At 65.5% G+C, this 26,780-nt stretch carries 23 protein-coding genes; 10 read left to right on the plus strand and 13 right to left on the minus strand.

Features of this window, described 5'->3' with window-relative positions:
* Positions 1-241 precede the first annotated feature (241 nt).
* The 4 genes from dusA to ACOYJQ_RS01425 all read left to right on the plus strand — a co-directional run bounded on the left by dusA (position 242) and on the right by ACOYJQ_RS01425 (position 4,233).
* On the plus strand, positions 242-1,330 hold the full coding sequence (gene dusA / locus ACOYJQ_RS01410) for a tRNA dihydrouridine(20/20a) synthase DusA (RefSeq protein ID WP_433455797.1): 1,089 nt from the start codon (positions 242-244) through the stop codon (positions 1,328-1,330).
* A gap of 76 nt (positions 1,331-1,406) precedes the next feature.
* Positions 1,407-2,063 carry a thiamine phosphate synthase gene (locus tag ACOYJQ_RS01415; protein WP_433455799.1) on the plus strand — a complete coding sequence of 219 codons (657 nt, stop codon included), beginning with the start codon at positions 1,407-1,409 and terminating at the stop codon, positions 2,061-2,063.
* A complete protein-coding gene (locus ACOYJQ_RS01420; protein WP_433455801.1) occupies positions 2,060-3,229 on the plus strand; it encodes a tetratricopeptide repeat protein in 1,170 nt (389 codons plus the stop codon). Before ACOYJQ_RS01415 ends, ACOYJQ_RS01420 begins: the two co-directional genes overlap by 4 nt.
* A 209-nt stretch (positions 3,230-3,438) precedes the next feature.
* A complete protein-coding gene (locus ACOYJQ_RS01425; RefSeq protein WP_433455803.1) occupies positions 3,439-4,233 on the plus strand; it encodes an inositol monophosphatase family protein in 795 nt (264 codons plus the stop codon).
* Between the two features lie 11 nt (positions 4,234-4,244).
* On the opposite strand, the gene ACOYJQ_RS01430 is transcribed toward ACOYJQ_RS01425, so the two are convergent.
* The gene (locus tag ACOYJQ_RS01430; protein WP_433455804.1) at positions 4,245-5,240 is read right to left on the minus strand and encodes a hypothetical protein; all 996 of its coding nucleotides are present in this window, start codon (positions 5,238-5,240) and stop codon (positions 4,245-4,247) included.
* Between the two features lie 590 nt (positions 5,241-5,830).
* On the opposite strand from ACOYJQ_RS01430, the gene ACOYJQ_RS01435 reads away from it, so the two are divergent.
* The 3 genes from ACOYJQ_RS01435 to ACOYJQ_RS01445 are packed head-to-tail and all read left to right on the plus strand — an operon-like array spanning position 5,831 to position 8,799.
* The gene (locus ACOYJQ_RS01435; RefSeq protein WP_433455806.1) at positions 5,831-6,859 is read left to right on the plus strand and encodes a flagellar motor protein MotA; all 1,029 of its coding nucleotides are present in this window, start codon (positions 5,831-5,833) and stop codon (positions 6,857-6,859) included.
* Between the two features lie 3 nt (positions 6,860-6,862).
* On the plus strand, positions 6,863-7,894 hold the full coding sequence (locus ACOYJQ_RS01440; RefSeq protein ID WP_433455807.1) for a peptidoglycan -binding protein: 1,032 nt from the start codon (positions 6,863-6,865) through the stop codon (positions 7,892-7,894).
* Positions 7,895-7,896: 2 nt separating this feature from the next.
* A complete protein-coding gene (locus tag ACOYJQ_RS01445) occupies positions 7,897-8,799 on the plus strand; it encodes an alpha/beta hydrolase (protein ID WP_433455809.1) in 903 nt (300 codons plus the stop codon).
* A 110-nt stretch (positions 8,800-8,909) separates the two neighbouring features.
* Here ACOYJQ_RS01445 and repB read toward each other — a convergent pair whose 3' ends face one another.
* The 3 genes from repB to ACOYJQ_RS01460 all read right to left on the minus strand — a co-directional run bounded on the left by repB (position 8,910) and on the right by ACOYJQ_RS01460 (position 12,460).
* Positions 8,910-9,914, minus strand: coding sequence for a plasmid partitioning protein RepB (gene repB, locus ACOYJQ_RS01450; RefSeq protein ID WP_433455811.1), 1,005 nt, complete (start codon positions 9,912-9,914; stop codon positions 8,910-8,912).
* Positions 9,915-9,984: 70 nt separating this feature from the next.
* A complete protein-coding gene (gene repA, locus ACOYJQ_RS01455) occupies positions 9,985-11,208 on the minus strand; it encodes a plasmid partitioning protein RepA (protein ID WP_433455813.1) in 1,224 nt (407 codons plus the stop codon).
* 259 nt (positions 11,209-11,467) lie between these two features.
* Positions 11,468-12,460: a hypothetical protein gene (locus tag ACOYJQ_RS01460; RefSeq protein WP_433455815.1), complete on the minus strand. Its 993-nt coding sequence runs from the start codon at positions 12,458-12,460 to the stop codon at positions 11,468-11,470.
* Positions 12,461-13,755: 1,295 nt separating this feature from the next.
* Here ACOYJQ_RS01460 and irrA point away from each other — a divergent pair.
* Genes irrA through ACOYJQ_RS01475 form a run of 3 tightly spaced genes read left to right on the plus strand, consistent with a single transcriptional unit; the run spans position 13,756 to position 15,063 of the window.
* Positions 13,756-14,307, plus strand: a complete 552-nt coding sequence (gene irrA, locus ACOYJQ_RS01465) for an iron response transcriptional regulator IrrA (RefSeq protein WP_433455817.1) — start codon at positions 13,756-13,758, stop codon at positions 14,305-14,307.
* Entirely contained in the window at positions 14,304-14,750 is a 447-nt protein-coding gene (locus ACOYJQ_RS01470) for an energy transducer TonB (RefSeq protein ID WP_433455818.1), read from the plus strand. Before irrA ends, ACOYJQ_RS01470 begins: the two co-directional genes overlap by 4 nt.
* 19 nt (positions 14,751-14,769) lie before the next feature.
* Positions 14,770-15,063, plus strand: a complete 294-nt coding sequence (locus ACOYJQ_RS01475; protein WP_433455820.1) for a hypothetical protein — start codon at positions 14,770-14,772, stop codon at positions 15,061-15,063.
* A gap of 307 nt (positions 15,064-15,370) precedes the next feature.
* On the opposite strand, the gene ACOYJQ_RS01480 is transcribed toward ACOYJQ_RS01475, so the two are convergent.
* The 9 genes from ACOYJQ_RS01480 to ACOYJQ_RS01520 form a co-directional block, all read right to left on the minus strand.
* Positions 15,371-15,778, minus strand: coding sequence for a PRC-barrel domain-containing protein (locus tag ACOYJQ_RS01480; RefSeq protein ID WP_433455821.1), 408 nt, complete (start codon positions 15,776-15,778; stop codon positions 15,371-15,373).
* An 84-nt stretch (positions 15,779-15,862) separates the two neighbouring features.
* Positions 15,863-16,642 carry a 2,3-dihydro-2,3-dihydroxybenzoate dehydrogenase gene (locus tag ACOYJQ_RS01485; protein WP_433455823.1) on the minus strand — a complete coding sequence of 260 codons (780 nt, stop codon included), beginning with the start codon at positions 16,640-16,642 and terminating at the stop codon, positions 15,863-15,865.
* Positions 16,643-16,654: 12 nt separating this feature from the next.
* On the minus strand, positions 16,655-20,599 hold the full coding sequence (locus ACOYJQ_RS01490; RefSeq protein ID WP_433455825.1) for an amino acid adenylation domain-containing protein: 3,945 nt from the start codon (positions 20,597-20,599) through the stop codon (positions 16,655-16,657).
* Positions 20,596-20,835, minus strand: coding sequence for a phosphopantetheine-binding protein (locus tag ACOYJQ_RS01495; RefSeq protein ID WP_433455827.1), 240 nt, complete (start codon positions 20,833-20,835; stop codon positions 20,596-20,598). The genes ACOYJQ_RS01490 and ACOYJQ_RS01495 overlap by 4 nt, the downstream gene beginning before the upstream one ends.
* Before the next feature lie 4 nt (positions 20,836-20,839).
* Complete coding sequence (locus ACOYJQ_RS01500) at positions 20,840-21,472, minus strand: isochorismatase family protein (RefSeq protein WP_433455829.1); 633 nt, start codon at positions 21,470-21,472, stop codon at positions 20,840-20,842.
* Between the two features lie 3 nt (positions 21,473-21,475).
* Positions 21,476-23,146, minus strand: coding sequence for a (2,3-dihydroxybenzoyl)adenylate synthase (locus ACOYJQ_RS01505; RefSeq protein WP_433455831.1), 1,671 nt, complete (start codon positions 23,144-23,146; stop codon positions 21,476-21,478).
* Positions 23,147-23,256: 110 nt separating this feature from the next.
* Positions 23,257-24,426, minus strand: coding sequence for an isochorismate synthase (locus ACOYJQ_RS01510; RefSeq protein WP_433455833.1), 1,170 nt, complete (start codon positions 24,424-24,426; stop codon positions 23,257-23,259).
* 20 nt (positions 24,427-24,446) lie between these two features.
* A complete protein-coding gene (locus tag ACOYJQ_RS01515; protein ID WP_433455834.1) occupies positions 24,447-25,433 on the minus strand; it encodes an ABC transporter substrate-binding protein in 987 nt (328 codons plus the stop codon).
* 354 nt (positions 25,434-25,787) lie between these two features.
* Positions 25,788-26,618, minus strand: a complete 831-nt coding sequence (locus tag ACOYJQ_RS01520; protein WP_433455836.1) for an aspartyl/asparaginyl beta-hydroxylase domain-containing protein — start codon at positions 26,616-26,618, stop codon at positions 25,788-25,790.
* Between the last annotated feature and the right edge of the window lie 162 nt (positions 26,619-26,780).

Raw genomic sequence — 26,780 nt, forward strand, 5'->3', positions numbered from 1 at the left:
GTGGGACGGTAAGCGGTAGGTCGTCAGTTCAAGTCTGACACCCGGCACCAACTTCTGACAGGGCGTTCAAGGCCGCACGAACCGATCCGCCTCCCCGGAGGCGCGGTTGGGGCTTTATTCGATTTCCCTGCATGATGCATGATTTTGCCCCATCCGCGCGCGTTCACTCTGCTATGGTTCCGGCGCAATGTGGCGGCTCCGCCCGCTCTGAACGAGAAACGAAGATAGTCCGCAAGCCGAAATGAAAGTGCACCAGTTCGAGCCCAACGCCCAACAATCCCGGTCGACCGACGTCTTCGCCGGCGCGCGCTACGCGGTCGCGCCGATGCTCGACTGGACGGACAGGCATTGCCGCTATTTTCACCGCCTGCTCTCGCGCCGTGTCCAGCTCTATACGGAAATGATCACCACCGGCGCGATCGTGTTCGGCGACCGGGCGCGGCTTCTGGATTTCTCCGCCGAGGAACAGCCTCTCGCCGTGCAGCTCGGCGGATCGGACCCCGCGGAGCTGGCGCGGGCCGCGCGCATCTGCACCGATTGGGGCTATGGCGAGATCAACCTCAATGTCGGCTGTCCGTCCGACCGCGTGCAGAACGGGCGCTTCGGCGCCTGCCTCATGCGCGAACCCGCCCTCGTGGGCGATTGCGTCGCGGCGATGAAGGCGGCCGTCGACATCCCCGTTACGGTCAAATGCCGCATCGGCGTCGACGATCAGGACACGGGACCCGCGCTCGACGCCCTCGCGGAAGCCGTGGTCGGGGCCGGCGTCGACGGGCTCGTCGTGCATGCCCGCAAGGCGTGGCTGGCCGGCCTCAGCCCGAAGGAAAACCGCGAGATCCCGCCGCTCGACTACGCCCGCGTCCACCGCCTCAAGCAGGCGCGGCCGGGGCTGCCCGTCATGCTGAACGGCGGCCTCGCCACGCTGGAAGCCGCCGAAGCCGCCATCCGCGGCCAGGACGCGCCCCCGCTCGACGGCGCCATGATCGGCCGCGCCGCCTATCAGAACCCGGAAATCCTGCTCGGCGTCGACGCCCTCACGCCCGGCGCGCGAGCGCCCGCAGGCATGGCGGACGGCTTCGAAGCGATCGAGGCATTCATGCCCTATGTCGCCGCGCAGCTCGAATCGGGCGCGCGCCTCAGTCAGATGACGCGCCATCTGCTCGGGCTCTTTCCCGGCCGGCGCGGGGCGCGGCTTTTTCGCCGCCATCTCGCGACGGAGGCGGTCAGGCCCGGCGCGGGTCTTGACGTCCTGCGCCAGGCGGTGGCCTTCGTCAGCCGGGAGGAACCGGCCGGAGCCTTGCCGGCGGAACCGCTGCGCAACGCCTCCTGACGCGGCCGCGCGCATTTGGCCCTTGCATCCGCGCGTCGGGCGCGCCATGACACGGTAAAGGCTGAACCAGGCAATCATGACCGACACGACACAGATCTATCTCGCATCCCGCATCATCGACGACGCGCAAAGCGCCATCGCGTCGCTGGCCGACGCTTGTGACGGCGGCGCGGTGGCCGCGATCCTGCTGTCGTTCGCCTTCACCGACGAACGCGAGCAGATCAACGCGCTGAAGGCCATTGCGCCGGTGCTGCAAAAGTCGGGCACGGCGGTGATCGCGCGCACCTCGCCACGCGCGGCAGTGCGCGGGGGGGCGGACGGCGTGCACCTGGACGAGCCGGGCGAGACGCTTGCCGACGCCATCGCCGCCCTGAAGCCTGACCGCATCGTCGGTGTCGGCGGGCTGCGCACGCGCCATGACGCCATGAGCGTCGGCGAGACCGATGTCGACTATCTGCTGTTCGGAGAACCGCGCCCCGACGGCAGCCTGCCCGATCGCGACGCCACGATCGAACGGACCGCCTGGTGGGCGGAGATTTTTTCCGTTCCCTGTGTCGGCTTCGTGCACGACCTTGCCGATGTCGAGGCGATGGCGGCGACGGGCGCCGAGTTCGTCGGGCTCGGCGAGGCCGTCTGGTCGCACGCCGAGGGACCCGCGGCGGCCGTGGCGCTGGCGCGGACGGCCATCGCGGCGGCGAACCGGACCGACGATGACGGGGAAACCGGCCGATGACGGCGGCATCGCCGTTCCGCCCGCTTCCGGGCCGCCGCCGGCGGGCAGGAGGCGCACCAAAAGATTTTCGGTTTGGAGGTTTCGGGCTTGCTGTCATCCTTGCCGGCGGCCTGCTCGCCACCCATCCGGCCCGGGCGCAGAACAAGGACGGGCCTACGCTGAACATTCCGTTCACCGGCGACTTCGGCCTGCCGGCGGCGGGGCCGCGAAACGAACTGCCGGAAAGCCCGGCGGACGGGCGCTTCCTGCCCTCGCCCGTCACGCCGCGCTCCGGCGGCGCGGACGACATTCCCACGCTGCCTGATTTCTCGGCGGATCACGCCTATGCCGATTATCAGCGCGGCTTCTACAAATCGGCTTTCGAGGGGGCCTCCCTGCGCGCAGCGCGCAACCCGCGCGACGGTGCGGCCATGACGCTGCTGGGCGAGATCCACGCCAACGGGCTCGGCGTGGCGAGGGACATGCAGCGGGCAGCCGACTGGTATCGGCGCGGCGACGCCGCAAACGATCGCAACGCCACGTTCGCGCTCGCCATGTTGACCCTCGCCGACGGCACCGACGCGGACGCAAAGCGCAAGACGGCGACGACGCTGCTTGAAAAGGCCGCCGCAGCCGGCCATCCGCTCGCGGCCTACAATCTGGCGCTCTCGCTGCTCGCGGCCCGGCAGGCGGCCGAACTGCCGCGCACCGTCTCCCTGCTGGAGCAGGCGGCGGCCGCCGAAGTGGCGGACGCGCAATATGCGCTGGCGGTCATGTTGCGCGAGGGGCAGGGCGCGGCGAAGGACTCAAAGCGCGCGGCGCAATGGATGGCGCGGGCCGCCGCGAACGGCAATATTCCCGCGCAGGTCGAACTCGCCATCATGCTGTTCAACGGCGACGGCGTGGAGGCGAACGAGGAGAGGGCCGCGCGTCTGTTCGCCGTCGCGGCCGCGCGCGGCAATGCCATCGCGCAGAACAGGCTGGCGCGCATTCTCGCGGCCGGGCGCGGCCTGCCGAAGGATCTGGTGCAGGCGGCCTCGTGGCATCTGATGGCCGCGGCGCAGGGGCGCGCGGATACGTGGCTCGACACCGCGCTGAAAAATCTCACCGCCGACGAACGGCGGCGGGCGGAAGCGCTGGCGCAGGAGCGCACTGAAGACATCAACTTCGGCCTCGCGCCGGAATGACGCACGGCGCGCCCTTTGACGGCCTGCGCCGGATGTGAGCGCAAGCTGTCGAAAATCCCTTGGATCAGAATGGCTTGATCGGATTTTTCGTCTGCGCGGCCATGCACACCGCTCTTGACGCCGCCGCCGCTTGCGGGCAGATAACGGCGCACGCTTCCCCTCCCCGGTTCCGGCGCGGCCCATCCGTGCTCGTTTCACAGGCAATTTCCATGATTCGCTCACCCATCATCACCGTCATGACCGACGCCGTCATGAAGGCGTCCCGCTCGCTCAAGCGCGATTTCGGCGAACTGGAGGCGTTGCAGGTCTCGCTGAAGGGACCCGGCGATTTCGTTTCCGCCGCCGACCGCAAGGCCGAAAACATTCTGCGCGAGGCGCTGGAAAAAGCCCGTCCCGGCTACGGTTTCGTACTGGAGGAGGGCGGCGTCGTCGCCGGCTCCGACACGACCCATCGCTGGCACGTCGACCCGCTCGACGGCACGACGAACTTTTTGCACGGCATTCCGCATTTCGCGCTGTCCGTGGGGCTGGAGCGGCAGGGCCAGGTCGTGGCCGGCGTGATCTACGATCCGATCAAGGACGAAATGTTCGTGGCGGAGAAGGGCAGCGGCGCCTATCTCAACAACCGCCGCATCCGCGTCGCGGCGCGCCGCGAGCTCGCAAGCGCGGTTATCGCGACCGGCATTCCGCATCTGGGCAAAAGCGGCCATCCGGCCTTCATCCGCGAACTCGCGGCGGTGACGGTGCGCACGGCGGGCGTGCGCCGCATGGGCGCGGCCGCGCTCGATCTCGCCTATGTCGCGGCCGGCCGTTACGACGGCTATTGGGAACGGGGCCTGAGCAGCTGGGACATCGCCGCCGGCATCGTGCTGCTGCGCGAGGCGGGCGGCTTCATCGCCGACGCCGACGGCGGAGACAACCCGCTGGAGACCGGCAGCGTCGTTTGCGGCAACGAGGTCATCCAACGGGAACTGGCCGGACTTCTGCGCGCGGCGCGCGCGTGAGGCGCAGGCGGTCAGGCGGTTTCGGCATCCTGGAGACGGGATGCCTCCTGAAGCACGCCGCTGATCGCGCGATCGGCGACACCGGTTGTCACCGCCGCTTGCTTGGCAAACTCAAGTGCGGCTTTTCCGAGAAGGCTGACAGGCTGCAGAGGAGCGAAAACCTTCAGACGCGTTCCCCCGCTCTCGTCAGATGACAGCATAAGGGTGGCCGTGCCGGTAAACGCCACACTCAAATCAGCAGCCTGGGCATAACCCTCCCTGAACGTGAGCGTTATCTGATCGCCGTTGCGACCGAACGCGAGAAGCGGCGGCTTTGCATTGAACACCTGACGCCGCTGATCCGGCGTGAGCCTGTTCCTCACTGTCGTCTGAACGGCCTGGTAAACGTTCTTCCTGAAAGCCTCGGTCAACGGCCTGCCGGAGACGCCGACGACGAGCGCGGCGCCGGAAGGAACGGCGCTGACGGCGGCACTCCCGGCAACGTCGGGAGCAGGCTCCTGCACAGCTGCGGCAGAAACCACTTGTTCGGCGGCAGATGTCTCGGACTGCCCGGCGGCGGGCACGGGCTGCTGCGATGCATGACCGAACATGCCGGCCAGAAACCCGCCCACCGTCGACGCCACGCCCGCCGCCGTTTCGAGGAAATCATCTCCGGCTTGCGCCACTCTTTCAAGCGTCGATTTCGCGCCCGGTTCCTCAAGCGACAACAGGCCCCAAGCCTCGAAGAAATCGCGAACCGGGCCCGCCGGCGGCCGGGAAGACGGTTCGCCTGACGGGGCGTTGCTCACAGGGACGCGCTCTTCCAAGCGCACCCGGAGGCTTTCGATCCGCTCCCGGAGCGCTGCCGCTTCACTTCCCCCGTCCCGCCGCGCCCATCTGACGATGCGCCCCTCCGGCGGCTTGAGATCACGGATACCATCCCAAATGGCCTGCAAATCACTCTGCATCTCTCCATCCAGAAGGCCGCCAACCTGGTTATCGTCGGCCCAGCTCTTAAGACCGCTCATCTGTGTGGAGAGTTCACTGGCGTGCCGTTGCCGCTCGGCCCACCGGGACCACGGCGGTTGAAAGCTTCCCCGAAACCAGGAAACACTACGGTTGTCGGAATGACCGGCAACGGAAGTGCTGCCGCCTGCGGGGGCGTTGTTCGGCGGATCGACATGGCAGGGATCAGCAACAGCAAGAGACCTGACGACCGAAGAAATGCGCCTCATTATGACCTCTGAAATCAAATGTGATAAATAATTTGAGTATTGTAGGGAAAACACTTCGCCAATGCAACGACACTCTCAAGACACAAAATTATACAGCAGAAAATAATATCTTCATTTAATTACGGTAGATATTTTCATGAAATATAGAAAACAAAACAATTTAACTATAATTATTTTATAGAATCATTTCATATCCGCCGGAGCTGTATTGAGCGTCACATTAGAATTCCCATGATCCCGGAGCGGCCGGGCATGGAGCGAGACGGCATCCACCCACTGTCTCCGATCGTGCACAGCCGCGATTGTCATTGTCGTTTGGCATCGATATCCTTAACGTTGCGGGCGATATCGCATTGCACAAACGGAGGCCGGGGGCCGAGACAATGACGTTTGCCGCTCCAAAACTGTCCACGCCGCGCATCTATCTCGTGCGGGCGGCTGTCTTTCTCATTCTGATCGGCTTCCTCGTGATGATGCTGCAAGCCCGCATCATCGAGGCGTTCATGGCCAATCCCGGCCTCAACGGCCTGATCGTCGGCGTCCTGCTGATCGGCATCCTGCTGTCGTTGCGCGAAATCTGGCTGCTGTTCCGTGAGGTGAACTGGGTTAACGCCTCGCAACTCACAGGCGAGGGGGTGGCCATCGCAGCGCCTCCGGTGCTGCTTGCGCCGATGGCCGCCGTCTTCGGCGAGCGTCTGGAACGGGCCTCCGCGCCGGCGCTGACCGTGCGCGCCCTTCTCGATTCGCTGTCGGCACGTCTCGACGAAAGCCGCGAGATCGCCCGTTATCTTGCCGGGCTTCTCGTGTTTCTCGGCCTGCTCGGCACCTTCTGGGGCCTTCTGGAAACGGTCAGCTCCATCGGCGGCGTCATCGGCTCCCTGCGCACCGACGGCGATTCCGCGGTGCTGTTCGACGATCTGAAGACCGGGCTTTCCGCCCCGCTGGCCGGCATGGGCATTTCGTTTTCCTCCTCCCTGTTCGGCCTTGCGGGATCGCTGGTGCTGGGTTTTCTCGACCTGCAAACCGGCCAGGCCCATAACCGCTTCTACACCGAGCTTGAGGACGTGCTCGCCCGATCCGTCATCGACAGCCCGCCGCCGGCGCCTTTCCCCGTCGCGCCAGGCTCCGGTCGCGCCGTGTCAAACGCCGGCATGACGGGCGCCGCGACAGGCTCCATGGAGCTGTCGCAGGCGCTCGACCGCCTGTCGATGCTGGTCAGCGAGAATCAGGGCAATCGCGCCGCAACGCAAGCGCTCGCCAATCTCGCCGAGGGCATCCAGACGCTCGTGCAGCACATGCGCGGCGAGCAGCAGCTCATCCGCGACTGGGTGGAAGCGCAAGCCGAACAGCAGGGCGAGATCAAGCGGCTGCTCGAACGCCTGTCGGCCCCGCCCTCCAACCGGGTGGAGTAGGCCATGGCGCTGTCGCGCGGACGCCGGGAAAGCCGGCGCGTCGACTACTGGCCGGGCTTCGTCGACGCCCTGTCGACCCTCGTCCTCTCCATCGTATTCCTGCTGTCCGTCTTCGTGCTGGGGCAGTTCTACCTCTCGCAGGAGTTGACCGGCAAGGACGAGGCGCTGCGCCGCCTCAACCGGCAGATCGCCGAACTGACCGATCTGCTCGCGCTCGCGCGCTCTGAAAACAGGGACATGCAGGACAACCTTTCCGCGCTGCAATCGACGCTGAAAACGAGCGAGACCGAGCAATCGCGCTTGCAGGGATTGCTGAACGCCGGCACGGATGCCGGCACATCCGCCTCGGCCGAAATCGGGCGCCTTTCCTCGGCGCTGGCCGGTGAGCGGGAAGTTTCAGCGCGGGCGCTGGCGCAGGTGGAACTGCTCAACCAGCAACTGGCCGCCCTGCGCCGGCAACTCGGCGCACTCGAAGATGCGCTTGCCGCTTCCGAAGCGCGCGATCGGGAATCCCAGGCGCGGATCGCCGATCTCGGCAGCCGACTCAACGTCGCGCTGGCGCAGCGCGTCCAGGAACTCGCCCGCTATCGCTCCGACTTCTTCGGCCGGCTGCGGCAGATTCTGGGCGAACGGCAGGATATCCGCATCGTCGGCGACCGCTTCGTCTTCCAGTCTGAAGTGTTTTTCGAGACCGGCGCCGCCGACCTTCTGCCCGAGGGGCAAAGCGAACTCGACAAGGTGGCGCAGGCGCTGCTCGATCTCAACGAGGAAATTCCGCCCGACATCCCGTGGGTGTTGCGCGTGGACGGGCACACCGACCGCCGGCCGCTTTCCGGGACGGGCGCCTTTCGCTCCAACTGGGAACTGTCGTCGGCACGCGCCATCGCCGTCGTGCGCTATCTGCAATCGCGCGGCCTGCCGCCGCAGCGGCTGCTGGCGGCAGGCTTCGCCGAGTATCAGCCGCTGGACACGGGCGACGATGAGGAAGCCTACCGGCGCAACCGGCGCATCGAACTCAAGCTGACAGAACGATAACCTTGGCGACAATTTTGGATGAAACGCCCCGCCCGCTCATTCTCCCGCACGCCGGCACGCGCACCGTCCGCTCGCCCGCGGACGGTTTCGATTATCGCATCTACTGCGCTCTCCCCACGCAACCGCCGCCCGATGCCGGATATCCCGCGATATTCCTGCTCGACGCCAACGCCACCTTTCTCACCACCGTGGAAGCGATGCGCATGCGTGCCGCGCGCCAGGCCTCGACCGGCGTGTCGCCGGCCGTGGTCGTCGGCATCGGCTACGATACGGACGGCCCCTACGATCAAAACCGCCGCATCTACGATTTCAGCCTTCCCCATACGACCGACCGGCCGCGCGCCGGCGGCATGCCGCGCCCCACAGGCGGAGCGCTGGCGCTGGCGCAGTTCATCATCGGCACGGTTCGCCCGCTCATCGCACGCGAGATCCCGCTCGATGCGGAACGGCAGGCGCTGTTCGGACATTCGCTCGGCGCCTATTTCGTGCTGTCGCGGCTGTTGCTCGCTCCTCACGATTTCCAGACCTATGTCGCCATCAGCCCTTCCGTATGGTGGGATGAAGACTGGCTGCATGCCGGCACGCACGGTCTCGACGCCCGCATCGGCGCGGCGATATCGCCGCGCCGCCTGCTGATCGCGGTCGGCGAATATGAACAATGCCTCGCTCCCTGGCAGCAAACGCTGCCCGAACGGGACAGGGTTATCACCCTGCGGCGCGAGCGTGCCATGGTGGATCGCTCGCGGCATATCGCCCGCCGGATCGCAGAGCGCGGACGGGAACGGATCGCCGTGCGTTTCGAGGAGATGCCCGGCGAGGATCACTCTTCCGCCGCGCTGACGGGCATCAGCCGTGGGCTGCGGTTGGCCTTATGGCAGGACGCAGCGGTCCTTCGCAATCTATGAGCGGATCGGCGACGCATATCGCGGAGTTGCGGAAGCAATGGCCGAGATAGCTTCCGTTTGGAGAAGATATGGCTGAAATATCAATATCCTGATCTCGGATGGAAAGGAGATCAATCACCCTTCCCCGCCCGCTGTTGGCGATATCGCGCATAAAGATCGTCGAGTTCTTTTTCGAGAAAGGCGCCGAGTTCCGGCGCACTTGCCTCATCGATGACGAAAAGCGTGCGGTCCTTGCGCATCTCGATGCGGACGGTAGTCCGGCTATCCTGATCGCGCCAGACACGCTCGACCGGCTTGTCCGCCGCCTTCTTCTCGGCCAATGCGGCGAACACCTGCGCGAAACGGGTATTGCTGTCGGCTTCCCGAAACGCCTCGCTTTCCTGCACAGCCTTGAGCTTCCGGCCGGCGCCGGGCTGCTTGAGATTTTCGGCAAGCAGCAGCCACCGCGGACGCCCGACACGATCGGCCGGCCCGATCGCCTGCACGAGATCCTCCGGGACGAGACGCGCCACGGATATATAGCGGCTGAGATCGGCCTTGTCGGTCGCCAGCGCGGCGACGATGGTGGCACGATCGAAACCGGCGTCTTCCAGCCGGCGGGCGAAAAGCGCCTTCTCGATATAGGACAGGTCGCGGCGCTCGATATTCTCCTTGCCCTGCGCCACCACCATCTCAGCGTCGGTCAGCGACCGCACGATGGCTTTGACGGGGATGCCGAGCTGCCGCGCGGCGCGCAAACGCCGGTGGCCATAGGCCACCTGATAGCGGCGCGGCGTCTGGTCCAGCGGGCGCACCAGGATCGGCACCTGCTGACCGCTCTCGCGCATGCTCGCCACCAGCTCGTCGAAGGAGGGGTCGATATCCGTCCGGAGACGATCCGCCACCATGCTGCCGTCGACCAGCGAGGGATCGAGACTGACGACGACGGCGCCCTCGTCGATCTGCTCTTGCAGGCGCGCCGCGTTGCGCGCGCCTTCGGTGAGCTGCTGCAACGACGCGCCCATGGCGGAGATCGCGCCGCTCCTGATGCGGTCGGCATCCGGCGCGGGAGCGGGGGCGGGCGTGACGACCTTCTTCTGCGTGAACAGCGCGGCGATGGTATCCTTGCGGCTCATCGGCGTTCCTCCTTCCCGATTCCGTCATGCGGTGCGCGTTTCCGTTGGGAGCTCCCAACAGCGCCCGCCGTCATGCGCCCCGCCCCCACGCGGCGGCTATCAGCCGCTCGATTTCACCGTTCACCGCATCGAGCGATTCCATCGCCCGGTCATAAGTGGAACGCGTCAGATTTTCGCGACCGACTTCGTAAAGCGTCTGCTTCGTCAATCCCGCGTCGGAAACCGCGGCGGACTTCACCATCGGATTGGTCAGGACATGATCGCCGAACAGATTGCGCAACAGCGCCACCACCTTCGTCTGCGGGCCGTCCTGCGGTTCATAGCGCGTGATCAGATAACGCACGAAGTCGTAATCCAGCGAGGCCCCCACGCCACGCACCACCGTCAGCAGGTCGTGAGTCATCAGCAGAAACTGGCTCATGGACGCGATGTCGAGCATCTGCGGATGCACGGTGATGACCATCGCCGTCGCCGCGCAGAGACCGCTCAGCGTCAGAAATCCGAGATGCGGCGGGCAATCGAGCACCACGACATCGTAACGATCGGCGACATCGTCGAGCGCACGCGCGATACGCGTATAAAAAATGCCGTCCGCACCCTGCGTTCCAGCCGCCAGCGCGCGCGGCGTATCGTGCTCGAACTCCATCAGCTCCAGATTGCCCGGCACAAGATCGAGACCGTCGAAATGCGTGCTGCGCACGATCTCGCGCAAGGAACGGTTTTCACCGTCATAACGGATTGCCGCGTAAAGCGTGTCATTGGCCTTGACATCGAGTTCCGGCATGACGCCCATCAGCGCCGACAGACTGGCCTGCGGGTCGAGATCGATCGCCAGCACCCGGTAGCCGTGCAGGGCCAGATACTGCGCCAGATGCGCGGAGGTCGTCGTCTTGCCCGATCCGCCCTTGAAGTTGGTGACGGCCAGCACCTGCAAATGCTCACCCTCGCGGCGATGCGGCAGCAGCGCCAGCGTGTCCCGGCCGCGCATGCTTCCCGCCAGCAAGTGCCGCAATTCGTTGATCTGCGACAGGGAATACAGCCTGCGCCCATTACCGGAAATCTCCGGCGCAGGTCCCTCGTTCGCCAGGGACAATTTGCGCAGGGTGGAATCGGAAACACCGATCAGACGCGCAACCTCACCCGACGTGAACCGCCGCAACATCTTGCGGGAGGTGGGCGGAAACAATGCATCGCTCAGCGCCTGAAGCTGGCTGCTGAGCAACTCCGCATGCACGCCGATCGTCACGTCGACGGCTGTCCGCGCCGGCGCGGACAAAGGTTCTGTGGCTGTCATATCGATCCCCCGATCACGGATCATATTCAGTATCCGCGACACATCCGTGATGATATCAGATCAGCCGGATAACACAAGATATCGCATGCATCGACAGCAGCACCCCGCTTGCGCACCGGCAACAGCGCGCAAGGGAGGTATGATCCCGGACAAATCGGCATAAACTGCAAGCGCCTGTAACGCTCAAAAACGTGAAAACGCTATCTATGCGTCGCGCGAGGCGGCCTCCGAAAAACGCTCCACCGGGTGGAAGCCGCTGCTATACGGCGAGGGGAAACGGCAGCTCGATCTGCTCCTGCTCGATTCTGCGCGGCAGGGCGTGCTTATAATGGTAGCGGCGGATCTTGCGCTTGCCCGCGCCCAGCAATTCGATCGTCCATTCCTTGAGCCCGCCGGCGCGGATCATGTCATCGAAGGCCTGCCGGCAATCCTTGCGGAATTGGGAGCGGGTCGAGTCGGTCTCACGCTCACCGTAAACCTCGCGATCGACGAGGCTTGCCAGCATGGTTTCGTCGACGAACAGGTGAGTGGGCTTCGAATCGATATACGGCCAGAAGGATTTCGCGTAATCCGATTTCAGGGCGAACTGCACCTCGGCATTGAGGGAAACGAGATTTTTGGTGCGAAAAGCAGCCAGCACACCGCGCCCGAACCTGACCTTGACGCGGCTGTCGAGATTGACGCCATCCCATTCCACGGTGTCGATGATACCCGTGATCATACCGCGGCCACCGAGCCGGCCGCGATGCAGCTTCTCCATGATCTGGTCGGGATTTCCCTCGTAAATGGTGATCACCACCTGACGCAGATCCTGAAAAACCTGTTTCTGGGTGAGCAAATTGTTGACATGCTGCGTCAGGCCCTGCGCCTTGAGCAGTTCACGCCATGTCGTCACGACCTCGATGACCTCGAAATGGCTGGGCACACCATGCAACGTGCCGTTCTGCGGCGCATCGGGATTGGGAATGCGCAGCGTCGTCATCCGCTCCTTGAGACGAAAGAGGGCGTAAATGACATCGCGATGCAAACTGCCCAGTTCACCGCCTCGCACCTGAACCACGGATTGTCCGGGAACGTAAAAAATGCGCTCGATGTTCGAGTCGATAATGCCCCGGCGCTTCGGGGCGAAGGCCGACGTCCGTGTAAGCTTGGCCGGCACCGGCGCGGGATTGCGCCGGCCACGCCGATTCTGGCGAGTACGACGATCCCGTTCGAGCCGCTTGCGCTCAACTTCACTGAGTTCCTCGGCCATCCTGCCCTCCACGCACCGCGCCGCCAGATCACGCCGCGCCCTCAACCACCCAAAACCATTCCCAACCGCGTTCAGGTTTGGCGCTATCCGCCCCACCCGTCAAGCAAACGGGAATAGCGGTCACGGAAAGCCGGGTTTTCAACAGGCACGACAACCCGGAACAGCGGTCACGCCAACCGTAGCGGCAGCCCTGGAAACGGGAACAGCGGTCTCGAAAACGGGAGTCGCGGTCACGGCAAATGGGAACAGCGGTCACGACACCAGCTCATAACCCATTGAAAACATTAAAATCAGACAGAGCGACTCTTTTATAAGGATTCTTTTAAGGATAGCTTTAGAGACACAAGCATCAACGATCCTCCGCCTGAAAAGCACCAAACCACATTTCCCCAATGCGCCATCCACACTCAACCCGCTGCCAGAAAAAACGATCTCGCTCAACAACATCCAACGCCGCCGCAATATCAAACCGAAATAATAACACATTGAAATAACACATGATATTTCGGAATAGCGATCACGGAATCGCCAATGACCAACCGCCACGATTCGCATACAAGCGGAAAAACCAAAAATCGATCCATACTCATTATCACTTTAAATTCAATGACATAACAGGGAATAACAGCCCCGAGATGCATCCGATCAAACCATTCTGAAGAATCCTCGAACGAGCGATGAAGTTCGATATCCACTTCGTTAAAAAAACATTAACAGGATTCCCGAGAAAGCATCAACAAACTGATTTAAAATCATAATTTACGGAACGCCGGTCACGAGTATGGCATTTTCACCATTGGACAGACCCTGATATCCACAACCGCGCCTTGCCTCGGAACCAGAATCGCCCTCCTGTTGCGGACATCGAACACGTTCAACCGCAGCATCCACGGTATTCGACATAAACATACACGCTCATCGCAATTTACCCCCGACCATAACGAACTGCGGGAACGGCAGTCACGAAACCGCGCGCGCACGCATAGGAAAGAATCCGTCAACCGACTGGATTATAAGAATGATTCCGCCAGCTTACGCGGGAATGACGGTCACGAAACCGGCGTTTTGATCGGCAGGAAACAATCTGCGAGCGCGACTCGCGATCCGTTGTCCCACACGCCGACCATGGCATCCCCATAAGCAAACAGTCCTTCTGGGTCAGGAACAGAAAAGAATGGAATTATTATAATATAACAATAGCTTATTATTATTTACATTTTCCGCTTGAAGGCGCAATAGATATTGCTTGTTCCTGCTTTATGTGTCGCGAGACACCAGAATGTCGAGGATATGCCATGTCCAGTCCCTTCCGCGCCATGATGCTGCGCGGCGTTCCGGTTCAGACCGATCCGCGCGCTCTCGTGCAGAGTGTCAACAGTCCCGTCAAGACAGGTTGCGGTTTCCACGATGTACGTGAAATCCTGCGCTCGGCCGGTTTGCGGCCGACACGCCAGCGCATCATGCTCGGATGGCTGTTGTTCGGACGTGGGCATCGTCATTTGACGGCGGAAATTCTGTATGATGAGGCATGCGAGGCAAAGATCAGCGTTTCTCTCGCGACGGTCTATAATACACTGCATCAGTTTCGTGAGGCTGGCCTGCTGCGCCAACTCGCCGTCGATGGCACCAAGAGCTATTTCGACACCAACGTAACGGAACACCATCACTTCTTTATCGAGGAAGATCAGACTCTCGTGGACGTGCCCGAGGGGCTGATTTCCGTGACCGGCGTTCCCGAGGCTCCCGAGGGAACGGAAGTCGCGTGCGTCGAAGTCATCGTCAGGTTGCGGCGCAAGGGATCGAAGCCCCAGACGCCTGCGATCGCCCGTGAATGTCTTGATGCATGATGCGTCATACTTCTCATTTGACGCGTATTCTCGCCGTCAGCGGCGTCGCCGTGATCCTGGCGATCTCCGCCGCGGGGATGCTGCGCGCGCAAACGCCCGGCGGTACGGAACATGCTTCAGGCGACTTCATTCCGCCAAGGCCGTATCCCGGCGACGTTATGAAACACTGGCCGGCGTATCCTGAAGATGCCCGCGCAGCCGGCCAGGAAGGAACCGTGCTTGTTAAATTGCGCGTTACGGCGGCGGGCGAGCCCGTGGATATCGCCGTCGAACGTACCAGTTCGTTCGTCGCGCTGGATTTGGCCGCTGTTCTTGCCGTGAGTCGCTGGAAGTTCACGCCCGCCACCCGTAACGGAACGCCGGTCGATGCGAGCGTCACGCTGCCGATCCGCTTCACATTGGCGGGCAATGCATCGGCCGGGGAAGACGCGACGTCTCCGTGAGGCGATGAAGAATCGGTAAATGGTGCCGGAGAAGACTTCCGGCGTCATCCCTTCTTCGGCGCTTTTGACGATGACGGAATGGCGGTCACGAAATCGAATTTCGCTTCCTGTGATTTTACCCGCCCCTTGCCCTGATAACCAGCGATGCTCGCTCTGGCGCGGGAATAACGGTAACGGAAAGTCATCGTGGGTCGGTATGCGTTCTACCCGCGCCGGATATGAAATCCCGCTTGATGCGCAACCCGAACCGATCAAGGGCGTGCGGATAAATGACACGGACCCCACGGGCAAGTCCGATGTCATCACGCCGTGAGGTATTTTTCGATCGTCCGGGACATCGAAAACGTGACTGCCGTTCCCGGAGGATCAGAACGTTCGTTCATCCGGTCACGGTGTTGGGAGCTCCCAACACGATGCTGCCGTGATGGGAGCCGACACCCGTTTCGATCATATCACCGTCAGGAAATGCGGCCAGACGGTCGACGCTTCGGCGGTCACGATCGGGTGTCCAATCGTGACCGCCATTCCGTATTTCGTGATCGCCATTCCCGTGTCCTCGCGGCGCTCGACCCGACGATACGGAGATCGTCGATCACATCGGGGAAGCGTCCGCAGGCCGATCAGGACCGCCACTTCCCTTCATACTTGAAAGCCGGAGCCGCTTTCAGCTCGTCGGTCGTGGCGTTGATGCGCGCCTCCCACCGCTTGTCCGTCTCGTTGTAGGAGACGGCGATCGTGGAAGGGTCGATGACGACATAATGCTCGCCGAGCCCCAGGAAACCGCCGACAGAGACGACGACGCCGGTCAGTACGTTTCCGGTGCCGAGCACGAGATCCTTGATCTCGCCGACGGTTTCGTTGCCGGCGTTGACAACGGAAAGGCCGGTCAGATTCGAACTCAGAACGCTTGCGGCGGGCACGGGCGTAACAGCCGGAGGCGCTACCGGCGTCGGCGCGGTTTGCGCGAGAGCGGGGGCGGCGAATGCGACGGAAGACAGAAGCAAAGTGCCGATAAGAAGATGACGCATGATATTCTCCCTGTCAGATAACGACATGGAAAGAACAATGCGGGGCGCGATTGGTTCCCTGAGCGATGCGACGCGCCGGAAAAATCAGGCGCGCTGGGTCGCGCCGCCGTCCACGTAAAGATCGGCCATGGTGATGTGGCGCGCCCGGTCCGACGCGAGAAAGACCACGGCGTCGGCGATATCCTCCGGCGTGGCGATGCGGCCGAGCGGAATGCCAGTGCGAAAAATCTCCGGCGCGCCGGAGATCACCCGGGCCGGGCCGTTGGCGTCGGTCCACATCGCTTCCTGCATGGGCGTCAGTGTCGAGCCGGGCGCGACGATGTTGCAGCGGATGCCGTGCGGCGCCAGCTCCAGCCCCAGGGAGCGCGTGAATATCGTCGACGCCGCTTTCGATGCCGCGTAGGCCGCCATGCCGTGGCGAGGAATGCCGGCGGCGTTGGAACTCACGGTGACGATGGCGCCGCGCCGGCGTGTCTGCATGCGAGCGGCCACTGCTTTCGAGACCAGAAACACGCCGGTGGCGTTGACGGCGAACACGCGCTGCCATTCCGCGAGGTCCGTGTCGGCCACGAGACCCGTCGCGAGCACACCGGCGACATTGGCGAGAATATCGATCGGACCGGTTTGCGATTCCACCGCCGCCACCACGCGTTCGATATCGGCGGCCTGCGTGACATCGAGGGGCGAAGTGACGAGCCTGGGCGATGCAACGGCATCCGCAAGACGGATGAGTGCGCCGCCGTCGTTGTCGGTAGCCGCGACGATCGCGCCCTCGTCGAGGAGGGCGCGGACGACCGCTGCGCCGATACCGCCGGATGCTCCGGTGACGAAGGCGATTCTTCCGGCGATGCCGCTCTCACGCATGACCCGTTTTCCTCAACTTGCAGAAAAATGATGTAGCTGCGCCGCGATCGCCGGCGCGATGTGGCCGATGGCTTTCGTGCCGGTCAGGTGTGCGTGAAGCGAAGGCACCTCGCGCACGTCGAGCGCGCCGGCGTAAGGGGCCCATAACCGGGGCGCGAGCCCGGTGCCGGCGTGATCGAGAGCGGCGCGGAAATAGAGTATGTCGCCGGGATAGAGCCTGTGCCAGTGGTCGCGCACCAGCCGGTTGTTCGCGGCCACCACCTGCACCACGCCGCTCAGCGCCCTGTCGGACAGCAGCCCGAGCGGGTTGCCGATCGCGCGCAGATAGGCCACTACCCTATCGCGCGTCAGCGGAGCGTCGCCGAGTTCCGAAACGTCGTGGCCGGCGATCTGGACGAGCGCCTTCAGCGACACGTCTTCGGAAGGATCGGATTGTTCGCGCCAGCTGTCGCTCGGATAGGCGTCGAGCAGGGCGAGCAGTCCCGGCGGCGTTCCTGCTTCGGCGAGCTGCACCGCCATCGCATGAGCGATGATACCGCCGACCGACCAGCCCGCAAGATGAAGCGGTCCTTCCGGCACGATGGCGCGTATGCGCGCGATGTAATCCGCCGCGAGCGCATCGATGCTCGCCGGTGCGGGCGTTTCCCCGTCGAGACCACGCGCTTGCAGTCCGTAGACGGCATGATCGGGCAGCGCGCGCGCCAGTCCCGCGTAGCACCAGGCGATACCGCCGGCCGGATGGATGCAGAACAGCGGCGCGCCCCGCCCGTCGTTGAGGCGGATGAGCGGCGCAAGGCCCTCGTTTTCGGTCGCGGAAAAAACCCTGCCGGGCGCACAAACGGCATCGATCCGCGCCGCGAGCCGCGCCACCGTGGGATCGGTGAACACGACGCCGAGCCCCAGCGTATTGTCGCCGAGCCCCTCCGCCCACGCTTCGCGCACCTGCTGCATGAGCTTCGCCGCGAGCAGGGAATGCCCGCCGAGGCCGAAGAAATCATCGTCCGCCGAGATCGTGCTTTCGTCACGTCCGAGGCATCGGGCAAACAGGGTTGCGACCTGCCGTTCGGTCGCGGTGGCGGGCGGGCGGCCTGCCTGCGGGGCGAAGGCGGGTTCCGGCAGTGCCTTGCGGTCGAGCTTGCCGTTGGTGGACAGCGGCAGACGATCCAGCGTGATGAAGGCAGCCGGCACCATGTAATCCGGCACGCGCGCGGCGATCGCGGCGCGCAGCCGTTCCGCATCGATGATGCGGCCGGGTTTCGCCGTGACGTAAGCGACGAGCCGCTTGCCGCCCGCGCCGTCGCCGCGCGCATCGACAACCGCCTGCGCCACCGCGCCGTCGGCGAGCGCCGCCGTCTCGATCTCGCCAAGCTCGATGCGCAAGCCCCGCAGCTTCACCTGATGGTCGGTGCGGCCGAGGAAGACGATGGCGCCGTCCTCGCGCGCCAGCGCCAGATCGCCGGTGCGGTACATGCGCTCGCCGGGAAAGAACGGATCGGCGACGAAGCGCTCGCGGGTAAGTTCGGGCTGGCCGAGATAGCCGCGCGCGAGTTGCCGCCCGGCAAGATAAAGCTCGCCGATGCTGTCCGCCGGCAGCGGGCGAAGGCGCGCATCCAGCACATAAAGCCGCGTGTTCCAGACGGGAAAACCGATGGGCACCGGCCGGCTGCGATCGTCCTTCGCGGCGTTCCAGTAGCTCACGTCCACCGCCGCCTCTGTCGGGCCGTAGAGATTGTGAAGCTCCCCGGCGATGACGGTGTGGAACCTGTCGCGCAGCGCCGACGGCAGTTCCTCGCCCGAGACGAAGACGCGGCGCACGGCAAGCCCGCGCGCCGTCGGCTCGTCGAGAAACAGCGCCAGCATGGAGGGCACGAAATGCATCGCGGTGATGGCATGCGTGCGCACCAGTCCGGCCAGCGCGGCGGGGTCCTTGTGCGCGTCCGGCGGCGCGACGACGAGCGTGGCGCCGGCGATGAGCGGCAGGAAAAATTCCCACACGGAGACATCGAAAGTGGCGGGCGTCTTTTGCAGGATGCGGTCGCCGGGGCCGATGCCGTAATGCGCCGCCATCCACAGCAGGCGGTTGACGATGGCGCGGTGCTCCACCACGACGCCCTTGGGCATGCCGGTCGAGCCCGAGGTGTAGATGACATAGGCGGCGTCGGGCGGCGCGGGATCGTGGAACGGATCGTCGCCGTTATCCGGCGTTGCATCGTGATCGATGATGAGCAGCGGCGTGTCGGCCGGCAGACGGTCGCGCAGGCTCGCCAGCGTGACGACGACGCGCGGTTTGGCCGATTGCAGGATGCGCGCCAGCCGCTCGCCGGGATGGTCGGCATCGAGCGGCAGATAGGCCGCGCCGATGCGCAGGCACGCCAGCAGCGTCAGCACGAGGCGGTGCGAGCGTGGCAGCGCCACTGCTACCACATCGCCGGCGCGCGCGCCGGCTGCGCGCAGCCGGCGCGCGACAGCTACCGTCTCCCGCTCCAGTTCGGCATAGGTCCAGCGCCTGTCGCCGTCGACCAGCGCCGTGGTATCCGGCGTTGCCCGCACCGCCCGCGCCAGCAGCGCGGCGAGCGTCGTGTCTTCCACCGGATGCGCGCTTGCCCGCTGCGCGGCAAGCCATCGCCCGGTTTCGTCGGGGGAGAGCGTCGGCACGTCCGCAAGCCGCCCGGCTCGCGCCGCCGCTTGCACGAAGGCCGCGAAACGCAGCGCCAGCGCGCGCGTCCGCTCCGCCGTATAGAGCGCGGGGTTGGCGTCCAGCTCAAGGCGGATATGCCGGCCCGCCGGGTCCGCGCGCAGCGTGAAGGTCAGGTCGTCGACCGCGCCCGCGCAAGGCACCTCGATGTCCGCGGCGATGCCGGAAAGGCCGAGCGGCGCGTCGAAGGGCAGGATGTTGGCGAGCGGGCCGTAAAGCCGGCGCTCCCTGCCGAGCAGGCCGAGATCGCGGCGCAACTGCTCGCTGCGATAGCGGCCGTGGCGGCGCGCCCGCGTCAGCGCGCGGGCGGCGGCGGCGGCGAGTTCGCCGGGCGGCGCGTCCTCGTCGAGACGCAGGCGCAGCGGCAGCACGTTCATCACCATGGCCGGCAGCCGCGCCGCCGCCGAGCCGAAACGGCCCATGTGCGGCACACCGACAATCGCTTCCTCGCTCCCCGCATGCCGCGCGACGAAGGCGCCGGTGAGCGCGGTCAACCAATCCGGCCAGGCGACGCCCGCTTGTGCCGCCGCTTCCGTCACCGCACGCGCGGCGTCGTCCGGCAGGGCGAGCATGAAACGGTGGAAGCTGCGCCCGGTCGCCGCCTCGCCCTGCGCCATGCCGGCAACCTGCGGTCTGTCGTTGAAAAGTTCGTGCCAGAACGCCCTGTCGGCAGCTTCCCGCGCACTGCCGACATAGACGGCGTCTTCCACAAAGAAGTCGTAAAATAAAGATAATTCAGTATCTTGCGCCGGAATGCCGGTCGCGGCTTCATTGTAGAGCGCAGCGATGCGGCGGTTGAGCAGGGCGGTGCCGTAGCCGTCGATCACAAGATGGTGAATATTTTGATACCACACATGATGCGCCGGGCCGAGGATGAGCAATTGCTCCGTGACGAGCGGATCGCATGTGGGGTCGCGCGGGCGCGCCATGTCGCGGTCGATATGGGCGCGGGCAGCGGCGGCCGGATCGGCCTCGTTGCCGAAATCATGGACGGTAAGCGTGGCGGGCGCCCTGCCGATCACCTGCTCCGGCCGGTCGCGCCCGTCGATGAAGCGGGCGGCCAGCAACGGCGCTTCCCGCAAGGCGCGGTCGACGGCGTTGGCGAAGGCGGCGCGGTCGAGCGGGCCGTGCAGCGTCGCGATCTGGCTGGTGTTGAAGATCGGGTTTTCGGGGTCGAGCCGCTGGGCGAACCAGATGCCCTCCTGCGCTTGCAGGAGGGGTCGGCTGCCGGCGTCATCGGCGGCATGCGGAACGGCGGTCATGATTGGCCCGCATGCGGACTGGCGAGCGCCCACCATTGCGCCAGCGTCGGTTTTTCGGCAAGCCGCGCGAAGTCGAGCGGCAGGCCCCGCTCGCGCCAGTGCTGCACCAGCATCATGGCGCGAATCGAATCGAGGCCGAGATCGATCAGGCTGTCGTCGTCGCCGATGTCGGCCGGGTCTTCGCCGATGACGCGCGCGATGTCGGCGCGCATGGTCTCTCGCGTGAAGGCGCTCATCGGTTCACAGGCTCTCCAGCAGGCGGTCGGTGAGGGTGGCGACGGCGCAGCGTTCCGCCGCGTAGCTCACGGCGAGATCGTGCTTTTCCCGCGAGAAATCCGCCACGGCGTCGGCGACGAAGAAGGGTTCGATATCGCGCTGAAAGGCTTCCGCCGCGGTCATCAGACAGCCGATGTGGGCATAGATGCCGGTGATGATGAGCTGGTCGCGGTTGCGCGCCCGCATCAGCGATTCGAGGTTGGAGCGCTGGAACGCGCTGTAGCGCCATTTGTGCAGCACGAAGTCGCCGTCGCGCGGCGCCAGCACGGCGTGAATATCCTGATGCTCCGGCCGCGTGCTCATGCCCGGTCCCCAGAAATCGCGCTGAAGGCCGCGGTCGCGCGGGTCCTGATCGCCTTCCTGCGCCGTGTAGAACACCGGGATGCCGAGCAGGCGGGCGTGGTGGCGCAGCCGGTCGATGTTGGCGATCGCATCGCGGATCGGCGCGGCGCCGGCGTCGAAGGGGGCCAGAAAGTAATTCTGCATGTCGTGGATGAGCAGCGCCACCCGGTCGCGGCTCGCCTTCCACGGCACGCGCGGCGCGGGCAGGGCGCGCGCGTCGGGCAGCGCATAGGGGCTGATGCTCGGCAATGCCATGGTTCACTCCTTTTCCGCCGGTGCGCCGGCCGCTTCAGCCGCATCGGCCGCCAGCAATTGTTGGCGCAGCGAGGCGCGCAGATCCTTGCGGCTGATCTTGCCGACGGCGGTGGTGTGGAAGCTGTCGACGAAAATCACCCTGTCCGGCACCTTGAAGGCGGCGAGCCCGCGCTCTCGCACCCAGGCCTTCAGCGTCAGCGGCTTCAGCGCGGCGCCTTCCGGCACGGCGCGGCGCGGAATGACGAAGGCGCAGGAGCGCTCGCCGAGGTAGGCGTCGGGAATGGACACCACCGCCGCGTCGAACACGCCGGGATGCGCGAGGAGATGATCCTCGATCTCCTCCGCCGATACCTTCTCGCCGCCGCGGTTGATCTGGTCCTTGGCGCGGCCCTGCACCACGAGATTGCCGTCCGGGCGCACCAGCACGATGTCGCCGGTGCGGTAGAAGCCCTCCGCCGTGAACGACCGGGCGTTCGCCTCGGGCTCGTTGAAATACTGGCGGATGGTGTAGGGGCCGCGCGTCAGCAGGTTGCCGGGCGTGCCGGGCGGCACGGGCCGGTCCTCGTCGTCCACGATCAGCAACTCGTCGTCCGGGCTGATGGGCCGGCCTTGCGTTTCGGTGACGACTTCCTCGCCGTCGTCGGGGCGCGTGTAGTTGACGAGCCCCTCGGCCATGCCGAAAACCTGCTGGAGCACAGGCCCGAAGACGGCGCGGATGCGCCGCGCCACTTCCGGCGTCAGCTTCGCGCCGCCGGCTTGCAGCATCCCGAGGCTTGTCAGGTCGTGCGTCGTGGTGCGCGCGGCGTCCGCCCACACCAGCGCCAGCGGCGGCACGAGGCCGGTGATCGTCACCTTCTCCCGCTCGATCAGCGGAAACGCCACATCCGGCGCGGGGGAGGGGCTCAACACCACCTTTCCGCCGCCGTAGAGCGTGCCGAAAGTGCCGGGCGAACTCATGGGGTAGTTATGGGCGATGGGCAGCGCGGCGAGGTAGACGCTGTCCTCGTCCATGCGGCAGATCTCGTTGCTGCCGCGCAGGCTGTAGATGTAGTCGTCGTGCGTGCGCGGGATGAGCTTGGAGAGGCCCGTGCTGCCGCCGGATATCTGGAGGAAGGCCACGTCGGAGGGCGCGGGGCCGTCCGGCAGCGGGCCGTCGTGCCGCTCCACGGCCGCCAGCGGCGTGAACGGCCCGGCATCGCCGGCGGCGACGATGACGTGTTCGAGCCCGGGCACGTTCGCCTTCACCTCCGCCGCGAGGGTGCGGTAGTCGAAGCCGTCGAACGTGTCGGCGATCACATAGCCGCGCGCCTGCGTGCGCGTGAGGAAATGGGTGATCTCGGTGGAGCGATGCGCGGGCAGCGCGAAGACGGGCAGGATGCCGGCGCGGAACAGCCCGAAGACCACGCTGAAGAAAGGCGCGATGTTCGGCAATTGCACCACGACCCGCTCGCCGGGGCGAAAGCCCAGCGCGGAAAAGCCGCGCGCCACCGCGTCCGCGCGAGCGTCGAGCTCGGCATAGGTCCAGCGCGTTTCACCCGCGACGATGGCCGTGCGGCCGGCGAAGCGCCCGGCCCGATCGCGCAGGACGGCGCCGAAGGTTTCGCCGCGCCAGTAGCCCGCCGCCCGGTAGCGCGCGGCCAGTTCATCGGGCCATTTCTGGATAGCCGGGATCACGTTGCGTCCTCCTCATGCCGATTTTTCGGGCGTTTGCCGCCGGCGCGATTCAACACGACCGGAAGGGGCTTTGGCAAATTCCGTTTTGCCGGTCCGGTTCCGGTCACGCTTCAGCGCGGCCCGCCCGTCTCGTCGATTCCCAGCGCGGCGAGCAGCGCCGTGAACTTGGCCGAGGTTTCGGCCACCTCCGCCGCGGGATCGGAGCCGGGAACGATGCCGGCGCCCGCATAAAGGCGCGCCGTGTTGCCGGCGATCTCGGCGCAGCGGATGGCCACCATCCACCGGCCGTCGCCCGCGCGGTCGGCCCAGCCTACCGCACCGGCGTAGAAGCCGCGATCGAAATTCTCCAGCTCTCCGATGGCGTCGCGCGCCGTCCTTCGCGGCAGCCCGCAGACCGCCGGCGTGGGGTGCAGCGCCGCCGCCAGCTCCACCGCCGACACGTCCGCATCCTTCAGCCGGCCGTCGATGCGCGTTCCCAGATGCCACATCGACGCCGTCGAGACCAGCGAGGGCTTCGCGGGCGCGGCGAGCGCGCCGCAATAGGGCGTCAACGTATCGAGAATCGCCTCGATGACGAACGCATGCTCGCGCAGGTCCTTGTCCGATTGCAGCAGGCTGTCGGCTGCGGCCCGGTCGGCGGCGGTGTCGGCCTGACGGCGGGCGGAGCCCGCCAGCGGCAGCGAGCGCACGGCATCGCCGCGCTTGTCCACCAGCAGCTCCGGGCTCGCGCCGACGAGCGTGCGCGATACGCCCGGAGCGGCCGCGGGCAGCGGCACCGCGTAGGTGGTCACGGCGGGATCGCGCGCGAGGCGCGCCAGCACGGCATTGACGTCGATGGTCCGGGGCGCTGCGACGAGCAGGCTGCGGGCCAGCACCACCTTGCGCAGATCCGCCGCGCCGCCGTTCAGCAACGCCAGCGCGCGCGCCACGCTGTCGGCGTAGACCGCGGCAGAGGGTTCGGCGGTGCTGCTCCAGCCGCCGCCGGCATATACGCCTGCGACCTGGCGCGCCGGCGAATCCTGCGGGCCGGATCGGACGTCGCGCGGCGCGAAAAGATGCGCCGGCGCGGCGCGGTCGAAGGGCAGGGCGCCCACGATCAGCGCGGCGTCATCGGCCGTGCGCCAGAACGTATCGACGGCGCCGGCGAGATCGTCCGCCGGCGTCGGCGGCACGATGCTGTGCGCGCCGTGACAGACGAGCGTTTCTTCCGCTCCGCTGAGCACGAACGGGGCAAGCGCGTCGGTCTCCCCGATGCGCCGGCTTTCGACGGTTTCACGCATTGCGACAGTTGCCATTCCATTCACTCGGATGATCGGCCGCCCTGCTCGCGCAGGTCGATCCAGTTGGTGCCCGTCAGCGGAACGGCGAGAAAACGCGCGTTCAGTTCCGCCACCGTCGCATCCGGGTCCACGTCGGCGAAAAGGTCGGGATGGATCCAGCGGGCGAGGCGTTCGGCGGCGAGAATGTCGAGCGGCGAGTTCAGCAGTTGATGCGCCAGCCCGTGCACCTCGCCCCTTTCCACGGGCGCGAGGGAAGCGATGCCGGGGCGGGCGGCCATGCGCGCCAGCGAATCCCGCGCCTGCTGCGGCGTGAATTCCGGCCCGATGACGAAACCGCCTGCCTTGGCGGTGTGCGGGCCGCCGGTGGCGATGTAGATCTCCGGCTCCGCGCTGAGAATGTATTCGATGCCGAGTCTGCCCGATGCGCCCGGCAGCACGTCCGCGCCGATGTTGTGGCCGCCGGCGAGCACGATGTAGTTGCCGACATTGCCGCGCCCCGGCGAGTTGCAGCATTCCGTCAGGCCCGCATGCACCTCCAGGAACACGCGGGGCCGCACGAGGCCGGGCGTTGCGGCGATCCGCTCGGTGATGCGCCTCAGGTGCCCGTCGCGAAAATCGGCGAACGCTTGCGCCCGCTCCGGCGCGCCGATCAACGTGCCGAGGATCAGCAGGCTTTTCTCGAGATTTTCGAGCGGCTGCGAAAAGAAGTCGATGAAGACGACGGGAATGCCCGCCGCCTCGATCTGGCGGATCTGCTCCGCGTTGGGTCCGAGTCCTTCGCGAAAGATCGCCGCGTCGGGGGCGACGTCGATCACCTGTTCGACGGAGAGAGAATCCGCCGAAGCGGCGATGCGCGGCTTGTTGGCGATGGTGGGGAAGCGGGCGCGATAGGCGTCGTAGGCGGCGGTGCCGAGCCGGTGCACGTCGTGAGGCCACGCGGCGACGAGCGACACGGGATCGTCCGCGATCAGCGACAGCGCGGTCAGATACCGCCCGTCATCGATCAAAAGCCGCCGCGCCGGTCTGGGCAGCGTGACGGTCCTGCCGCTAATATCCGTGACGGTGACGGGATCGGAGGAAGGAATATCGCCGGCACGGGAGATGCCTGCCCCAGAATTAAGAACGATTATAAAAGAAATCAGCAGTGCAGAAAGAACCATGGACACGGAATAAGGCACGTGTCGATACGCGGCTCTCAGCTTGGAATGATTATACTTATAATTCATCTACATGACTTCTCACGGTTCGCACGACAAGGCTATGTGCCCACATGCACCGTAAGTCAATATCTCGCACGATCTGCGCGGGCGAAGCGGCTTCGGGCGGAACCGGCGCCGGACCGCTCGCCATCCGGTGGCCGGCTACCGGCGGTTACGCAGCGCTTCGGCCTCCGCGTAGAAGCGCTTTTCCCATTCCTTGTGGTTGTCGAGACCCTCGCGGATGAACGGGGTGAAGACGGCGATGTTCAGCAGCAGCCAGTTCACCAGACTGGCGGGGAAACGCAGCGGCTTCACGAAATCGACGAACAGCACCACGCGGGTCTTGTCGGTGTGATTCCACGCCTCATGATTGTAGGCGTCGTCGAACACCAGCGCCTTGCCTTCCTCCCAGTGCAGCACCTGGCTGTCGACGCGGATGGCGAGTTTGTCGCGCGGCTCGGGCACGATCAGCCCCAGATGCAGCCGCAGAACGCCGTTGTAGGGGCCGCGGTGGGGCGGCAGGTGCTTGCCAGGCTCGAAGATGGAGAACATGGCCGTCTTGAGACCGGGAATTTTCTGCACGATGCGCCACGTCTGCGGGCAGGCGGCGATATTGTGCGCCGATTCGACGCCGTAACCGGCGAGGAAGAAGGTTTTCCAGCGCGTGTCGGTGCTGATGGTCTTCACGTCCGACGAGATGTCCTGAAAACTCGGCAGCTCGCTCTGGCGCGTGAGCACCGCGTCCAGCTCCTTGCGAATCAGCGGCCATTCGCGTTCGATCTCCGCGACCCACGGAAAAGTGGCGTTGTCGTACACGGGCGGATTGCCGACGCGGGAATGCTTCAGGTTCAGCTTTTCCGCCCAGGCCACGATCGCCATCAGGGTGCGCGTCACCAGACTCGGACGCGAGAGAGGCGCGATGCCCTCCGTTCCGAAGGTCTGCTGCGCATCCGGCGCATCGTCTGGCGGCGTCTTCTCGGTGTCGGAAACCACGGCGGAACTCCTGCGCGAAAGAACGACCGCGGGAGCGCGCCCGTATGCACTCGCGCCGGCATGGCGCCGGCCGCTGCGCGCGATCCCGTCCGCGGGCGGGCATCGCGATGACACGATGCTCACCCCTATTTCTGGCCTTCTTGCTAAAGCCAAAGAAGCCCC

The organism is Pseudochelatococcus sp. (assembly GCF_050946405.1).
GTDB lineage: Bacteria > Pseudomonadota > Alphaproteobacteria > Rhizobiales > Beijerinckiaceae > Pseudochelatococcus.

What these genes read in the sequence shown, in the direction of transcription:
- dusA (WP_433455797.1), top strand. Translation starts at nt 242, where the DNA reads ATGAAAGTGCACCAGTTCGAGCCCAACGCCCAACAATCCCGGTCGACC.
- ACOYJQ_RS01415 (WP_433455799.1), top strand. Translation starts at nt 1,407, where the DNA reads ATGACCGACACGACACAGATCTATCTCGCATCCCGCATCATCGACGAC.
- ACOYJQ_RS01420 (WP_433455801.1), top strand. Translation starts at nt 2,060, where the DNA reads ATGACGGCGGCATCGCCGTTCCGCCCGCTTCCGGGCCGCCGCCGGCGG.
- ACOYJQ_RS01425 (WP_433455803.1), top strand. Translation starts at nt 3,439, where the DNA reads ATGATTCGCTCACCCATCATCACCGTCATGACCGACGCCGTCATGAAG.
- ACOYJQ_RS01430 (WP_433455804.1), bottom strand. Translation starts at nt 5,240, where the DNA reads ATGAGCGGTCTTAAGAGCTGGGCCGACGATAACCAGGTTGGCGGCCTT.
- ACOYJQ_RS01435 (WP_433455806.1), top strand. Translation starts at nt 5,831, where the DNA reads ATGACGTTTGCCGCTCCAAAACTGTCCACGCCGCGCATCTATCTCGTG.
- ACOYJQ_RS01440 (WP_433455807.1), top strand. Translation starts at nt 6,863, where the DNA reads ATGGCGCTGTCGCGCGGACGCCGGGAAAGCCGGCGCGTCGACTACTGG.
- repB (WP_433455811.1), bottom strand. Translation starts at nt 9,914, where the DNA reads ATGAGCCGCAAGGATACCATCGCCGCGCTGTTCACGCAGAAGAAGGTC.
- repA (WP_433455813.1), bottom strand. Translation starts at nt 11,208, where the DNA reads ATGACAGCCACAGAACCTTTGTCCGCGCCGGCGCGGACAGCCGTCGAC.
- ACOYJQ_RS01460 (WP_433455815.1), bottom strand. Translation starts at nt 12,460, where the DNA reads ATGGCCGAGGAACTCAGTGAAGTTGAGCGCAAGCGGCTCGAACGGGAT.
- irrA (WP_433455817.1), top strand. Translation starts at nt 13,756, where the DNA reads ATGTCCAGTCCCTTCCGCGCCATGATGCTGCGCGGCGTTCCGGTTCAG.
- ACOYJQ_RS01470 (WP_433455818.1), top strand. Translation starts at nt 14,304, where the DNA reads ATGATGCGTCATACTTCTCATTTGACGCGTATTCTCGCCGTCAGCGGC.
- ACOYJQ_RS01475 (WP_433455820.1), top strand. Translation starts at nt 14,770, where the DNA reads ATGGTGCCGGAGAAGACTTCCGGCGTCATCCCTTCTTCGGCGCTTTTG.
- ACOYJQ_RS01480 (WP_433455821.1), bottom strand. Translation starts at nt 15,778, where the DNA reads ATGCGTCATCTTCTTATCGGCACTTTGCTTCTGTCTTCCGTCGCATTC.
- ACOYJQ_RS01485 (WP_433455823.1), bottom strand. Translation starts at nt 16,642, where the DNA reads ATGCGTGAGAGCGGCATCGCCGGAAGAATCGCCTTCGTCACCGGAGCA.
- ACOYJQ_RS01490 (WP_433455825.1), bottom strand. Translation starts at nt 20,599, where the DNA reads ATGACCGCCGTTCCGCATGCCGCCGATGACGCCGGCAGCCGACCCCTC.
- ACOYJQ_RS01495 (WP_433455827.1), bottom strand. Translation starts at nt 20,835, where the DNA reads ATGAGCGCCTTCACGCGAGAGACCATGCGCGCCGACATCGCGCGCGTC.
- ACOYJQ_RS01500 (WP_433455829.1), bottom strand. Translation starts at nt 21,472, where the DNA reads ATGGCATTGCCGAGCATCAGCCCCTATGCGCTGCCCGACGCGCGCGCC.
- ACOYJQ_RS01510 (WP_433455833.1), bottom strand. Translation starts at nt 24,426, where the DNA reads ATGCGTGAAACCGTCGAAAGCCGGCGCATCGGGGAGACCGACGCGCTT.